This is a genomic window from Sulfitobacter sp. EhC04 (genome assembly GCF_001650875.1).
GTDB lineage: Bacteria > Pseudomonadota > Alphaproteobacteria > Rhodobacterales > Rhodobacteraceae > Sulfitobacter.
The window spans coordinates 20,098-33,862 of the sequence record NZ_LXYI01000033.1 but is presented as its reverse complement, the minus strand read 5'-3'; the positions used below and the strand labels follow the sequence as shown (position 1 = coordinate 33,862).

Below are 13,765 nucleotides of genomic sequence, written 5' to 3'. Positions count from 1 at the left end.
GACGCTTAGTTGTTGCCCGCAAGCGTTACCACAGCCTCCTCCAGCGGTTCAACAGTGGGTCGCAGACCCAGCAGCGGCGCGATCCGGCGGATCATCTCTGCGGCAACCGGCACGGCGGTCCAGCCCGCAGTACGGCGCGGTTTCGAGCCGGAGGTTTCCACCGCTTCGTCCAGGGTGACCACCAGCACATATTTGGGATCATGCGCCGGGAAGAAGGAGGCAAAGGTGGCGATGACCTTGTCCTTGTAATACCCGCCCGTGGGTTTGGGCTTGTCCGCCGAGCCGGTCTTGCCGGCGATCTGGTAGCCCGGCACTTCGGCAAAGCTTGCCGTGCCGTCGGTGACCACCTTGCGCAACATCCGGCGCGCGTCGGCAGAGGCATTGGCCGAGATCAGGCGCGGCCCGAGTTGCCGGCCTTCCTGCTTGATCAGCGTGGGTTTGACCTGAAACCCGCCATTGGCCAGCACCGCATAGCCCGCCGCCAGATGCATCGGACTGCTGGACAGGCCATGGCCATAGGAAATCGTCACCGAGGACAGTTCCGTCCAGCGTTTCGGCAACAGCGGCTTGCCGCCTGCGGCCTCGACAATCTCAAACGGCGTCGCCTCGAAGAAACCGAGTTTCTTGAGAAATTCCTGCTGTCTTGTGGCCCCGATCTGCAAGGCAATCCGCCCGGTGCCCCGGTTCGACGAGTTGACGATGATGTCCGCCACGCTCAGCTTGCCATAGTTCTTGCCATGGAACTCACCGATCTTGAAACCACCGACCTTGAAGGGCCCGCTGGTGTCGATCACGGTATCCGCATTGACCAGACCCAGTTCGATCGCCTGCGTTGCCGCAAAAATCTTGAAAGCCGACCCCAGTTCGTAAACCCCCTGCACCGACCGGTTGAACAGCGGGCTGTCCGAGGCATCGCCCTTTGTCGCAGGGCGCGGACGGTCGTTGGGGTCAAAGCTTGGCAGCGAGACCACGCTGATCACTTCGCCGGTTTTCACATCCATCAGAACCGATGTGGCCCCCTTGGCGTTCAGCAGTTTCATGCCGCCCCAAAGCACCTGTTCGGCTGCCGCCTGTACGGTCAGGTCCAGCGACAGTTGCAGCGGCTTGTTGCCGTTGGCGGGGTCGCGCAGGTAGTCGTCAAAGTATTTCTCGACCCCGGCGACGCCGATGACCTCGGCGGCATGCACGCCTTCCTTGCCGAAACTCGCGCCGCCCATCACATGGGCCGCCAGCCTGCCATTTGGGTAAAGACGCATGTCGCGCGGTGCGAACAGCAGTCCGGGATCGCCGATGTCATGCACCGCCTGCATCTGCTCGGGGCTGATTTTCTTCTTGATCCACAAGAACTTGCGCTTGCCGGTGAAATCCTTGAGCAGACGTTCTTCGTCCAGGTCAGGGAATACGCTGACCAGCTTTTTGGCAGCCGCCGCCGGGTCCACCATATGACGCGGCTGGGCATAAAGCGCGTGGGTCTCGAAATTGGTGGCCAGGATATTGCCGTTGCGGTCCACGATATCGGCGCGCGAGGCCGAAATCACGGCACCGGGCGCATGGGCACGCGGCTCCACCGCTTCGGAGGTGGCCAGCAGCCCCATGCGCGCCCCCACCACGGAAAAGGCGCAGAAAAAGAACACGCCCAGCACCAAAAGCCGCCCTTCGGCGCGCTGACGCGACCGGTCGCGCATCTGTTCGTGGCGGATGCGCTTGTTCTCGCGTTCGATCGCGTCGGGGTTCTCGCCCCTTTGGCGGGCATCGAGGATACGCGCCAGCGGGCGCAGCGGTGTGCGGATCATAGCGGGTCCTCCTGGCTGTCGGGCGCATTCATGGTCGAGACATCGACCGGGTCGGTGATCGGCAGCAGCGGTGCGGGTGGATAGGCCACTTGGTCCACCGCGCCGAACTGGTCGGGTTGCAGCGGCAAGAGCCCCAGCCGGTCAAAGTTGAGCACGGCAAGGTCGCGCAGCCGTTCGGGGCGGTTCTGATAGGCCCATTCAGCCTTGAGCACCGCAAGGCGCGCATAAGACCCGCGGATGTTGGCGTGCAGCTTGTCTGCCTCGCTCAGCGCCTGCTGGGTCGCGTAATTCTCGCGGTAGGCCCAGAAGGCCAGCCCAATCACCGCCATCGACGTAAGAACGTATAGAACTGCTCGCATCGTTACTGCCCCTTGACCATCGGCATCCCGATGGATTTCGCATCAACCGCACCGCTGGGTGCATCCGTTCTGATCGCCACGCGCAGCTTTGCCGATCGGCTGCGCGGGTTTTCCGACAATTCCTGCGCGTCCGGCCCGATCGCCTTGCGCTTTTCCACCCGGAACTGAGGGTCCGGGCGGTCAACCTCGGGGGCAAAGCGGTTGGCATTGCCGCCCCCGCCCGACCGGGCCGTCAGGAACCGTTTGACCATCCGGTCCTCGACCGAATGAAAGGTCACGACCGCCAGTTGGCCGCCGGGCCGCAAGGCGCGCTCAGCCGCCATAAGTCCCTGGAAAAGCTCGCCATATTCATCATTGACCGCAATGCGGATGGCCTGAAAGCTGCGCGTCGCAGGGTGCGATTGCCCCGGTTTGGCGCGCGGCAGGCAGCCTTCGATCAGCCCCGCAAGTTGCAGCGTGGTAGTGATCGGCGCCTCGGCACGGGCGCGCGCAATCGCCTTGGCGATGCGGCGGCTCGCGCGTTCCTCGCCGTATTGGAACAGGATATTGGCGATCAGTTCTTCGTCGCCCTCGTTGACCAGATCAGCAGCCGAAGGACCGTCCTGCGACATGCGCATGTCCAGCGGCCCGTCGCGCATGAAGGAAAAGCCGCGCTCGGCCAGGTCCAGCTGCATCGAGGACACCCCGAGGTCGAGCACGATCCCGTCAAGGTCCTGCGCATATTCGTCCATCCTGGAAAACACACCCTGCTGGATGGTGATCCGGTCGCCATAGGCATCGGCCCAGCCTGCCGCCATCTCGAAGGCCAGCGGGTCGCGGTCCACCGCGATGACACGTGCGGCTCCCGCCTCTATCAGGCCGCGGGTATAGCCGCCCGCCCCGAAGGTGCCGTCCAGCCAAACCCCTGAAACGGGTGCAACAGCATCCAGCAAGGGGCGCAGCAGAACGGGAGTGTGGGGGGCAGTCTGGTGAGGGGAGGCCGCAGCAGCCATCAGGTTCAGGCCTCCCGATCGCCGTCCAGGAAGGCCATCGGATCGAAATCATCGGGCAAGTCTGTGGCCCATGATTCTTCTTCGGCTTCGTAGGTTTCGGGCTTCCAGATCTGGAAGGTATCGCCGGTGGCGAAAAAGAACGCCTCCGCGTCGAGGTCGATCTTCTTGCGCAGCTTGGCGGGCAGCACCAGGCGGCCGGTTTCGTCCACCGTGGTGGGAAAGGATTGACCATGGAACAGGCGTTGCAGCGCCTTGCGCCCGACCGATCCGCGCGGCAGCGCGTCGATCTTTGCGTCCACCTCGTCGATGGCCTCCATCGTATAGCATTCAAGGTAGTTCCGCTTGGCATCGCCGTAAACGATCACAAGCTCGGGGGTCTCGCCTGATTTCCAGTTCGGGTCACCGGCTTCCAGCACACGACGAAAAGAGGCCGGTATGGAAACCCGCCCCTTGCTATCGACCTTGTGCTGGCTTTCGCCTCTGAACCTGCGGCCCACTTGATTTCCTGCCTGCGCGCCTTGCGCTTATCTTCTTGTCGCGCCCCCGCGAAATTCCTGTCCCTGGTCCGAAGTGATCTCCGGACATGGAAACGGCGGGTTGATCTGCTGCCACTGATCAACCCGCCGCCCTCGTCCCGCAGCTTGGCGGGGAAGTCCGACTGCGCGCGCCACCTGGGGGGATGTCTGCTCGCCCGCGCGCCGGATCTCTTTGGTCTGATGAAAGCGAGGTGCCTGTATGAAACCTGCTAGGTTTTATTTTTATTTGGGGTCGTTTGGTGCCCCGTGTCCCGTTCTCATCCGATGCACTAGGGATGCCATGGGAAATCGTGGGCGTCTACATTTTTTTCACCGTGAACTCACGATATTTAGTTTTGCACATAGCAGAAAATCTAAATCTGGTAGCAGAATTACGACAATTTTCCGCTTATTCAGTATAGGTGTCGGCAAAGAGCACAATATATGGTGTGGATTTTCAGTGTGGAAAAACTTCCCATGAATTCCCAGAAAAATTCATCCGCAGATTTATCCACAGGACATGTTCCACTCCTGTTCCATAAAAGGAATGCGGAATTCAAGGTTTTTCAACCCCATTCCCATAAATTTGATTCGAATTCGGCGGGTTCTGGCCGAATCACAGGGCCGGGACAGCCTCTATTCCCCCGATTTCCCAGAACCCCGCCCCAATTGGCATGCCAGTCCCATGATTGCCCAAAGCAACGACGCCAAATCCGCCCGGATCATGCCGGACGGGACGGAAATTGTGGTGTTTCATGGCCGCATCAAACCGGGGTTGCGACTTTTTGAGCACCAGAAAAGCCCAGAAAAAACCTGAAACCGGGCGAACCACGACCGCATTCATGACGTCAAACAGTTTTTAGTCTTTCGACCCGATAACTAAAGCGTCTCCCGCCGGGCGCTCTCGACCAAAGGAATGATGTATGAGTATCGCTTCTGATATCGAAGCTTACATGGTGACGCTGATCAACGAGGTCCGCGCCGAACACGGCCTGGGGGCGCTGACCCTTGAGATGAATTTGAACCAATCTGCCGACGATCACACCGACTGGATGATTCAGACCGACACCTTCAGCCATACCGGCGTTGAAGACAGCACCTCGCACGATCGCATCCGCGCGGCAGGTTTTGACATCTCCGGCACCTGGCGGACGGGCGAGAACCTTGCGGTGCAGACGGTACGCGGCCCCGCAGGCCTGTGGGATGACATACGCGATTTGCATGAGGGGTTGATGAACTCCCCTTCTCACCGGGCGAACATCCTGAATGCCGGCTATACTCATATCGGCATTGGCATTGGCCTTGGCCCGATGAGCTATGGCACCGGAACCTTTCACGATTCCATTCTCGTCACCCAGAACTTCGGCGCGACCCAGGGTGCCCTGGACCAACAGATCATGGGCGATGCCAGCGCCGACGTAATCGAAACCTCCTTTGGAGAGGACTATATCACCGGCGGTGCGGGCAATGATCTGATCAGCACCGGCAGCGGTCGCGACACCATCGACGGGGGCGACGGCAATGACAGCATCCGCGCGGGCGACGGCGCGGACCTCATTCGCGGCGGCACCGGTGCGGACAATCTGCACGGCAATGCCGGGGCCGACACCATCCTGGGCGATTTCGGCAATGATGCCATTCTGGGCGGCACCGGAAACGACCTGCTGCGCGGCGGCGCACAAGAAGACAGCATCGCCGGTGACGAAGGCGATGACCGCATCTTTGGCGACGCGGGCTTTGACCTGCTGCGCGGTGGCGATGGCAATGACACCATCGACGGCGGGGCGCAGGCCGATAACCTATATGGCGACGGCGGTGACGACCTGCTGCTGGGCGGGGCCGGTTTCGACCGGCTGTTCGGCGGGACCGGCAATGACGTGCTCGAAGCTGGCGACGGCAGCGATGCCCTGTTCGGGCAGATGGGCAATGACACCCTGCGCGGCCAGGACGGCAATGACCGCTTCTTTGGCGGCCAGGGCGATGACCTGATCGAGGGTGGCAACGGCAATGACGCAATGAGAGGTGGTGCGGGCTTTGACCGGCTGATCGGGGGCGCAGGCAATGACGTGCTGGTCGGCCTCTTTAACGCCGACACCTTTGTCTTTGCGGATATGGCGGGCGGTTTCGGAAACGACACCATCAATGACTTCGATGCCACCAACCCGTTTGAGCGGATCGACCTCAGCGGGGCACAGGCGATCACCGATTTCAACGATCTGATCACGCATCACGTCCAGCAGATCGGCCGCAGTGTTCTGATCGACGCAGGTGACAACAGTTCTATCTTTCTGCTCGGCGTCAACCTGAACGATCTCGACGGGACCGATTTCATCTTCTGACCTGCCTGGCTCATTCTATCTGATGGTCAGAAAGGTGCAGGAAACTGCGCCTTTTCGACATTTCCAGCCACCTGTCCGACCTGACGCCCAACAATCTGGCCGCTCGCGCTTGCACCTGCGGGGCACATTGGCCAAAAGGTCAACAGTATATTCAGGAGCAGGTTTTTGACCGTCGGATTAGCCATCATCGCCCATGCCATACGCATGTTGATCCACGAACCGGGCACCACCCTGCGGGTGATCCTGCCGGGTCTGGCCATGGTCGTGTTCAGCACGGTGGCCGCTTCGGTGCTGGTATCGGATGTGATTGCCGCCGTCACCAGCAACAACGCCAATGCGATCCTGCAAATCCCCCCCTCCGACGTTTTGCTGATGCTGGTACTGGGGCTGACAGGGCTGCTGGGCTATGCCCTGATGGCGATCCACTGGCACCGCCACGTCCTGCTGAATGGCCCCGAACGGGTCAGCGACCTGGCCCCGAGCTGGAGCGTCATCGCATATTACATCTGGCGGGCCTTCACCGTTGCCCTTGTCCAGATGCTGGCGGCTGTGCCGATCCTGACGGCGATCACCGTGCTGGCCGGGATCACCGGCTGGCAGACCACACCGGGCCAGACCGGCCCGTCGGTGATCTTCGGGATTCTCGCAGGCATCGCCTTTGTCTGGGTTGCCCTGCGCTTCAGCATCGCACTGCCTGCCGCCGCGATGGGCCAGCGCATGGGGCTGCTGCAAAGCTGGATGGTGTCCGCCCCGATGTCCGGCGCGATCCTGTCGGTTGCGGCACTGCTGTCCCTGATCAGCGTAGCGACATCGGTGATCATGTCGTTGCTGTTTCCGGGATCCGGCCCCGCTGGCCTGCTGCTGGAGACCTGCGTCTTCCTGGTCGAAGGGATCATCTTTGTCTCGGTCCTGACAACGCTTTACGGTCATCTGGTGGAAAAGCGCCCCCTCGGCTGAGCTGGTCGCGGCTCAGGCCATGCCGCCCTTGACCAACCCCTCCGCAATCCGCGCATAGGCCTGCGCGATCGGGCCGTCACCCGCCGCCACCGGCGTGCCTGCATCCCCCGCCAGACGGGTCTCCAGATCAATCGGCAAGGCCCCGAGCAGCGGCACACCCATCTTCTCGGCCTCCGCCGCAACACCGCCATGCCCGAATATCTCGTGCTCGGCCCCGCAATCGGGGCAGACAAACATCGACATGTTCTCGATCAGCCCCAACACCGGGGTCTTGAGCGTCGCAAACATGTCGATCGCCTTGCGCGCGTCAATCAGCGCCACGTCCTGCGGCGTGCTGACTACAATCGCCCCGGTCAGTTCGGACTTGGTACAGAGTGTCAACTGCACATCCCCCGTACCCGGCGGCAGATCGACCAGTAACACGTCCAACTCGCCCCATTGCACCTGCCCCAGCATCTGCTGCAAGGCACCCATCAACATCGGCCCGCGCCAGACCACCGCCTTGCCCTCTTCCATCATGAAGCCGATGGACATCATCGTGACCCCATGCGCCTGCAACGGGATGATCGTCTTGCCGTCCGGGCTGGCGGGGCGTCTGTTCACCCCCATCATGCGCGGCTGGCTGGGTCCGTAGATATCCGCATCCAGCAGCCCCACCCGGCGGCCCTGACGGGCCAGGGCCACGGCGAGGTTGGAGCTGACGGTTGATTTGCCCACCCCGCCCTTGCCAGAGGCAATGGCAAGAATCCGGTCTACCCCTGCAGGTTTGACCGGCCCCTCCTGCGGTTTGGGATGGCCGCCGATCTTCAGGCTGGGCGCGGCCTGCGGTTTCTTGGCCGGTCCATGCGCCGTCAAGGCCACCGAAACGCTGCGCACACCGGGCAGTTCGCCGACAACCTTTTCCGCCGCATCGCGCAAGGGCCCCATGACCTGCGCCACCTCGGCATTTGGTGCCTCGATGACAAAGCGCACAACATCCTCGTCGATCCGCAAGGCCCGAACCAGATCATGCTCCATCAGGCTCTTGCCATCAGGCAGGCTCACACGGGAAAGCGCGGTTTCGACATCGGTCTTGTTGATCGGCATGGTAACCTCCTGTGGTTCCCCCTCACATGGCAGTTTCTGCAAAAATCACAAGGGCAGGAAGGCATATGCACAAGTCTTCAGCACACCGCCTTCCAAACGTACCGCAAAACCATGTTTTTGCTGCATGGCAGCATTGCAAAACTAACCATTGTGCAACCGCAGCATTAAGGCGACATTGTGTATGTGAAGAGCGGCAACGCCCTTCGACAGAAAGACCAGACGGGGTCATCCTCCTCCCGACACCGTCTGCGATTGGCGGCGACATCCTCCTCCTCCCTGATGTCGCCGCCCTTTTTCTTTCCCCTCCCCCTTACGTCAGAGCATGCGCCATCCACAGGGCTGCGTTTGCGCATTCAGAACAATGGCTTGTCGCTGTGCGGCCCATGCGCGCCCCGCATAACGGCAATGCAGCGATGGACGTTGTTCAGGATTTTTTCAGGCGTATATGCCTCTCATCCGAAACGACGATGATATGAAAACAAGAGGCGCCAAAATGGCATATTCGACACTTACAACCGCACCTACATCTTCCTTGCTCAGCCGCGTCGGCTCCGCCTTTGATGCGATGGCAACCCGCTACAAGCAGTACCGCATGTACCGCGAAACCTTTGACGGCCTCAGCGCATTGAGCAACCGCGACCTGGCCGACCTCGGCCTGAGCCGCAGCGACATCAAGCGCATTGCGATGGAATCCGCCCGCGGCTGAGACAGCAGAATCGGTCGTCCTCCTCCTCCCTGAAGGACGACTGGTAACCGGGGCCGCTGCACCTTCCTCCTCCCTGATGCAGCAGCGCCCCGACAAGACCCGAAGCCGATCCTCCCTTGACGCTTCGGGCCGACAAAGAGCAGCGGTGCCGTCCTCCCACGGCACCGCTGTTTCTTTATCCCCTCCCCCCAACATCTCTGGTCTGGCGCCGCCCTTGCTTGAGCACAGGCAGGGCGCGCGGCGGGCGGACACACCAGCCAAATCGCCGAGGGCCCCCGAAGGGGATACGGCTATTTTGCTTGTGGGGCCGAACGACGGGTGCCAGGACGGGGCTCGATCAAGGGCGGCGCCAGACCCTCTGGGATGGTGGGCCCGCAGCGCAAATCATTCATGTAATGCGGCGCAGCCGCACCTTTGGATCAGGCCTGCGTCAGATGCCTGCCCTCAGAACGGCACGTCATCGCAGCCGGACAGGAATCGCGAAACAACCTTTTTCACACCGGCCTTTTCGAATTCCACTTCCAGCTTGTCACCTTCGATGCCGATGATCGCCCCATAGCCGAATTTCTGGTGGAACACCCGCTCCCCCATGACAAAGCTGCTGACCGCGTCCATGTCGATGGTCACATTGCGCTGTTCGCGCGGCTGGCTGACCCCGCGCTCGCCCGCGCGCGCCTGCAAACGTCGCCAGCCGGGCGAGTTGTAGACATTCGCCTCCGCCGCCGCCTCGTGCAGGGTGCTTTTGGGCATCGCCGCCCCGAAACTGCCGCCATAAAGACCTGGCGGTGTCAGCACTTCCACGTGATCCTCGGGCAATTCATCAATGAACCGCGAAGGCATGGCACTTTGCCACTGGCCAAAGACCATGCGGTTTCCGGCAAAGGATATCGTGCACAGTTCCTCCGCCCGAGTGATGCCGACATAGGCCAGACGACGCTCTTCTTCCAACCCCTTGATCCCGCTTTCGTCCATGGAGCGTTGCGAGGGGAACAGCCCGTCTTCCCAACCCGGCAGAAAGACAGCGGGAAATTCCAGCCCCTTGGCCGCATGCAGGGTCATGATGCTGACCTTTTCGCCGCCATCGTCGCTTTCATTGTCCATGATCAGGCTGACATGTTCGAGGAACCCTTGCAGGTTCTCGAACTGCTCCAGCGCCTTGACCAGTTCCTTGAGGTTGTCCAGCCGCCCCGGCGCTTCGGGTGTCTTGTCGTTCTGCCACATGCCGGTATAGCCGGATTCGTCCAGGATAATCTCTGCCAGTTCCACGTGGCCGGTGCCATCCTCCCCCGCCATGCGGCCCCAGCGGTCGATCCCGTCGATCAACTGCCGCAACTGCGCCGCGCCCTTGCCGCCGATCCCGTCATGGGCCAGCAGTATGCGCGCGCCCTCGACCAGGTTCACCCCGTGTTGGCGCGCTGTTGTCTGGATCTTCTGCTGCGCCACATTGCCCAGCCCCCGCTTGGGCGTGTTCACGATCCGCTCGAACGCCAGATCGTCATCGGGCGAGGTCACCACCCGGAAATAGGCCATCGCGTCCCGGATCTCCAACCGTTCGTAAAACCGCGGGCCGCCAATAACGCGGTACGGCAGGCCGATGGTCAGGAACCGATCCTCAAAGGCGCGCATCTGGTGCGAGGCGCGCACCAGGATCGCCATGGAATCAAGCCCCAAGGCGTCCATCCCACGGGTGCCGCGCTGCATCGCCTCGATCTCCTCGCCGATCCAGCGGGCCTCTTCCTCGCCGTCCCAATGTCCGATCAGGCGCAGTTTCTCGCCCTCCTCGGCCTCGGTCCACAGGGTCTTGCCCAGCCGCCCCTCATTGCCCGCAATCACGCCGGAGGCCGCAGCAAGGATATGCGGGGTAGACCGGTAGTTCTGTTCCAGCTTGACCACATGCGCGCCGGGAAAATCGGTCTCGAACCGCAGGATGTTGCCCACCTCGGCCCCGCGCCAGCCATAGATCGACTGGTCGTCATCGCCCACGCAGCAGATGTTGCGATGCCCCTGCGCCAGCAGCCGCAGCCACAGATACTGCGCCACGTTGGTGTCCTGGTATTCGTCCACGAGAATATATTTGAACCAGCGCTGATACTGGTCCAGCACATCCGGGTGCTTTTGAAAGATCGTGACCATATGCAGCAGCAGGTCGCCGAAATCGCAGGCGTTCAGCTCCTTCAGCCGCCGCTGATACTGGTCGTAAATCTCCGTGCCGCGATGGTTATAAAGCCCCGCATCGGCGGCAGGCACCTTTTCGGGCGTCAGCGCGCGGTTCTTCCAGCCGTCGATGATGCCGGCCAGCATCCGGGCGGGCCAGCGCTTGTCGTCGATGTTCTCTGCCGCGACCAATTGCTTGAGCAGACGCAGCTGATCATCCGTGTCCAGAATGGTAAAATTCGACTTCAGCCCCACCAGTTCGGCGTGGCGGCGCAGAAGTTTCACACAGATCGCGTGAAAGGTGCCCAGCCAGGGCATCCCCTCGACCTGCTGACCCAGCATCTGGCCAACGCGGTTCTTCATCTCGCGCGCCGCCTTGTTGGTAAAGGTCACCGCCAGCACTTCGTTGGGGCGCGCGCGGCCCGTCACCATCAGATGCACGATCCGGGCGGTCAGCGCCTTGGTCTTGCCGGTCCCGGCGCCCGCAAGCATCAGCACGGGGCCATCCATCTGCTCCACCGCGGCGCGTTGCGCGGGGTTCAATCCATCCAGATAAGGCTGCGGCCGCGCGGCCATCGCGCGGGCGGACAGCGACGCGCCTTCGAAGGCGTCCATTTCATCAAAGCTGCTCATGCCGGGAAACATAGCGAGTCGCTGGCCTGATGAAAAGCCACGTTCTCATTATGTTCACGGCCTGTAAACCCGGCCTAACGAGCCCTGAAATCGCCCTTCTAACTATCTGTTTTAGATCAATTTTCAACGGCTTTAACTGTTTACCGTTCTCTAACCAAATAGCGCTTAGTTTGTTCGGAGTTGGGCAACAAGAACAAGGAAGAAGAGATGTTCACAACCGCAAATGTACGGGACCTGCGGCGGCAGATCGACAGGTTCAATGTACCGATGTTCATCATCCAGCGATACCGCGACACCCACACCTTTGAAATCCTTGCCCTGAACCGTCGTTACGAGGTCGAAAGCGGCATGTCCATGGACGCCATCCAGGGCAAGCCCCTGACCGACCTGCTGCCCCCGAAACAGGCCGCCGCTGTCGGGGAAAAGTATGAAAAATGCCTGACGGAAAAAGCACCCCAACGCTACCGGGAGGTTCTGGATCTGCCGCGCGGGTCGATGATCTGGGATACGACACTGCAATATGCAGAAATCGCGGGACAACCGGACCGGATCATCGGCAGCGCAATCGTGCTTGAGCGGATCGAACATGACGACCATGACGAACATGCCTTCCAGGACATGCGGTATCTTGCTGCCGCCTCGGGGTGTGAACTGGGCAAGGTTTCCGCCCTGCTTGAGGCCGTTGAACGAGGGCATTTCGATTCCAAACGTCTGGCCGGGTCGGCAGGGATGCTGGCGGGTCTGTGCCGGACCATTGATTACAAGCTGAATGAAATCCGCGCTGCTGCGGAAAAGCGCATCAATGACCGTGCGGCCCGCGCCCTCGGGCCTGCCCGTGTCCATCTGATCGAAACGCCGACGTCGCACAACCATAATGCGGATGAGGTGGATGCAGCGATCGCCGCGCTGGTGGATCTGATCGGTACAATGCCGGATCATGAGGTCCTGCCGTCACAACAGGCCACTGCCAATAACTGATGCTCCGCGCGTCGACACCGGGCATCTGGACATTGACCTGCGACCCGGCACAAATGGCGCATGGATATTCACAGCAGATACCCCGCCATTGCCGATCTGCGCACCCGCGCGAAACGGCGCATTCCGCCCTTTGTCTGGGAATACCTCGACAGCGGCACCGGCACCGAGGCCGCCAAGGCCCGCAACCGCAGGGCGCTGGACCGGATCGGCATGATGCCATCGGTCCTGCATGGTGAGGTCACACCGGATCTGAGCACTGAATTCCTGGGGCAATCACTGCCTCTGCCTTTCGGCATTGCGCCGATCGGGTTGTCGGGGCTGATCTGGCCCGGCGCGGAGGGCCATCTGGCCCGCGCCGCCGCGCGCCATGACATCCCTTACTGCCTCTCCACCGTCGCCACCCAAAGCCCCGAGGACATGGCCCCGCATCTGGGCAACCGTGGCTGGTTCCAGATGTACCCGCCCCGCGATCCGGAGACCCGCGCCGACATGCTCAGGCGCGCGCGCGCCTCGGGATTCGGCACGCTGGTCCTGACGGTCGATGTCCCCGCCTCCTCGCGGCGCGAACGGCAGGTCCGCTCTGGCCTGACCAATCCGCCACGCCTGACACCGCGTCTGCTGGCGCAGGTCGCGACCCGGCCCGCCTGGGCCTTGCAGATTGCGAAACGCGGCATGCCGCATATGCGCGGGCTCGACAAATACGTGACCGATGCCACGGCCAACCTGCCGCCGACCGCCCATGTCGGCTACCTGCTGCGCACCGCGCCGGACTGGGACTATGTCGCCTGGCTGCGCGAGGCCTGGGATGGCCCCTTTGTGGTCAAGGGCATCCTGCGCCCCGACGATGCGGTCCGGCTGGAGCAGATGGGCATCGACGCGGTCTGGGTCTCGAACCACGCGGGCCGCCAGTTCGACGGCGCACCCGCCAGCATCGAGGCGCTGCCGGACATCCGCGCCGCCACCACCCTGCCCCTGATCTTTGACAGCGGCATCGAAGGCGGGCTCGACATCCTGCGCGCCCTCGCACTCGGGGCGGATTTTGTCATGCTGGGCCGGGCCTTCCACTTTGCCCTGGGCGCCCTTGGCCCGCGCGGGGCCGATCACCTGATCGACCTGCTGGCAAAAGACATGATTGCCAACATGGGACAACTGGGTCTGGCAAGCCTCGATCCCCTTCCCGACCCCATTTTGCTGTCCTGAGGTCGCAATGCCGCCGCAAGACGCCGCAGCAAACCTTGCGAAAATGTTACAAT

Annotated in this window: 11 protein-coding genes; 5 read left to right on the top strand and 6 right to left on the bottom strand. The window is 61.9% G+C overall.

Annotated elements, in window-relative coordinates:
- Positions 1-5: 5 nt before the first annotated feature.
- From A8B82_RS14690 to mraZ, 4 genes are read right to left on the bottom strand one after another with little or no spacing between them, the layout of a single operon-like run.
- Positions 6-1,793 carry a peptidoglycan D,D-transpeptidase FtsI family protein gene (locus A8B82_RS14690; protein ID WP_067293880.1) on the bottom strand — a complete coding sequence of 596 codons (1,788 nt, stop codon included), beginning with the start codon at positions 1,791-1,793 and terminating at the stop codon, positions 6-8.
- Positions 1,790-2,152: a cell division protein FtsL gene (gene ftsL / locus A8B82_RS14685; protein ID WP_067293877.1), complete on the bottom strand. Its 363-nt coding sequence runs from the start codon at positions 2,150-2,152 to the stop codon at positions 1,790-1,792. Before ftsL ends, A8B82_RS14690 begins: the two co-directional genes overlap by 4 nt.
- Before the next feature lie 2 nt (positions 2,153-2,154).
- Positions 2,155-3,144 carry a 16S rRNA (cytosine(1402)-N(4))-methyltransferase RsmH gene (gene rsmH / locus A8B82_RS14680; protein WP_067293874.1) on the bottom strand — a complete coding sequence of 330 codons (990 nt, stop codon included), beginning with the start codon at positions 3,142-3,144 and terminating at the stop codon, positions 2,155-2,157.
- 5 nt (positions 3,145-3,149) lie between these two features.
- Positions 3,150-3,641 carry a division/cell wall cluster transcriptional repressor MraZ gene (gene mraZ / locus A8B82_RS14675; protein ID WP_067293870.1) on the bottom strand — a complete coding sequence of 164 codons (492 nt, stop codon included), beginning with the start codon at positions 3,639-3,641 and terminating at the stop codon, positions 3,150-3,152.
- 941 nt (positions 3,642-4,582) lie between these two features.
- Here mraZ and A8B82_RS14665 point away from each other — a divergent pair.
- Positions 4,583-5,998, top strand: coding sequence for a CAP domain-containing protein (locus A8B82_RS14665; RefSeq protein WP_067293865.1), 1,416 nt, complete (start codon positions 4,583-4,585; stop codon positions 5,996-5,998).
- A 165-nt stretch (positions 5,999-6,163) separates the two neighbouring features.
- Complete coding sequence (locus A8B82_RS14660) at positions 6,164-6,955, top strand: hypothetical protein (protein WP_067293862.1); 792 nt, start codon at positions 6,164-6,166, stop codon at positions 6,953-6,955.
- Positions 6,956-6,967: 12 nt separating this feature from the next.
- On the opposite strand, the gene A8B82_RS14655 is transcribed toward A8B82_RS14660, so the two are convergent.
- Positions 6,968-8,041, bottom strand: coding sequence for an Mrp/NBP35 family ATP-binding protein (locus A8B82_RS14655; protein ID WP_067293859.1), 1,074 nt, complete (start codon positions 8,039-8,041; stop codon positions 6,968-6,970).
- Positions 8,042-8,534: 493 nt separating this feature from the next.
- Between A8B82_RS14655 and A8B82_RS14650 the strand changes: the two genes are divergently transcribed.
- Positions 8,535-8,747, top strand: coding sequence for a DUF1127 domain-containing protein (locus A8B82_RS14650; RefSeq protein WP_067293856.1), 213 nt, complete (start codon positions 8,535-8,537; stop codon positions 8,745-8,747).
- A 444-nt stretch (positions 8,748-9,191) separates the two neighbouring features.
- On the opposite strand, the gene A8B82_RS14645 is transcribed toward A8B82_RS14650, so the two are convergent.
- On the bottom strand, positions 9,192-11,534 hold the full coding sequence (locus A8B82_RS14645) for an ATP-dependent helicase (RefSeq protein WP_067293967.1): 2,343 nt from the start codon (positions 11,532-11,534) through the stop codon (positions 9,192-9,194).
- Positions 11,535-11,741: 207 nt separating this feature from the next.
- Between A8B82_RS14645 and A8B82_RS14640 the strand changes: the two genes are divergently transcribed.
- Together A8B82_RS14640 and A8B82_RS14635 are read left to right on the top strand one after the other, a co-directional pair.
- Positions 11,742-12,512, top strand: a complete 771-nt coding sequence (locus A8B82_RS14640; protein WP_067293853.1) for a PAS domain-containing protein — start codon at positions 11,742-11,744, stop codon at positions 12,510-12,512.
- Between the two features lie 60 nt (positions 12,513-12,572).
- Positions 12,573-13,712: an alpha-hydroxy acid oxidase gene (locus tag A8B82_RS14635; RefSeq protein WP_067293851.1), complete on the top strand. Its 1,140-nt coding sequence runs from the start codon at positions 12,573-12,575 to the stop codon at positions 13,710-13,712.
- Positions 13,713-13,765: the final 53 nt, after the last annotated feature.

Excerpts from the sequence above, each read along its gene's own strand:
- A8B82_RS14635 (WP_067293851.1), top strand. The coding sequence starts at position 12,573 with ATGGATATTCACAGCAGATACCCCGCCATTGCCGATCTGCGCACCCGC.
- A8B82_RS14645 (WP_067293967.1), bottom strand. The coding sequence starts at position 11,534 with ATGAGCAGCTTTGATGAAATGGACGCCTTCGAAGGCGCGTCGCTGTCC.
- ftsL (WP_067293877.1), bottom strand. The coding sequence starts at position 2,152 with ATGCGAGCAGTTCTATACGTTCTTACGTCGATGGCGGTGATTGGGCTG.
- A8B82_RS14665 (WP_067293865.1), top strand. The coding sequence starts at position 4,583 with ATGAGTATCGCTTCTGATATCGAAGCTTACATGGTGACGCTGATCAAC.
- A8B82_RS14640 (WP_067293853.1), top strand. The coding sequence starts at position 11,742 with ATGTTCACAACCGCAAATGTACGGGACCTGCGGCGGCAGATCGACAGG.
- A8B82_RS14655 (WP_067293859.1), bottom strand. The coding sequence starts at position 8,041 with ATGCCGATCAACAAGACCGATGTCGAAACCGCGCTTTCCCGTGTGAGC.
- A8B82_RS14690 (WP_067293880.1), bottom strand. The coding sequence starts at position 1,793 with ATGATCCGCACACCGCTGCGCCCGCTGGCGCGTATCCTCGATGCCCGC.
- rsmH (WP_067293874.1), bottom strand. The coding sequence starts at position 3,144 with ATGGCTGCTGCGGCCTCCCCTCACCAGACTGCCCCCCACACTCCCGTT.
- A8B82_RS14650 (WP_067293856.1), top strand. The coding sequence starts at position 8,535 with ATGGCATATTCGACACTTACAACCGCACCTACATCTTCCTTGCTCAGC.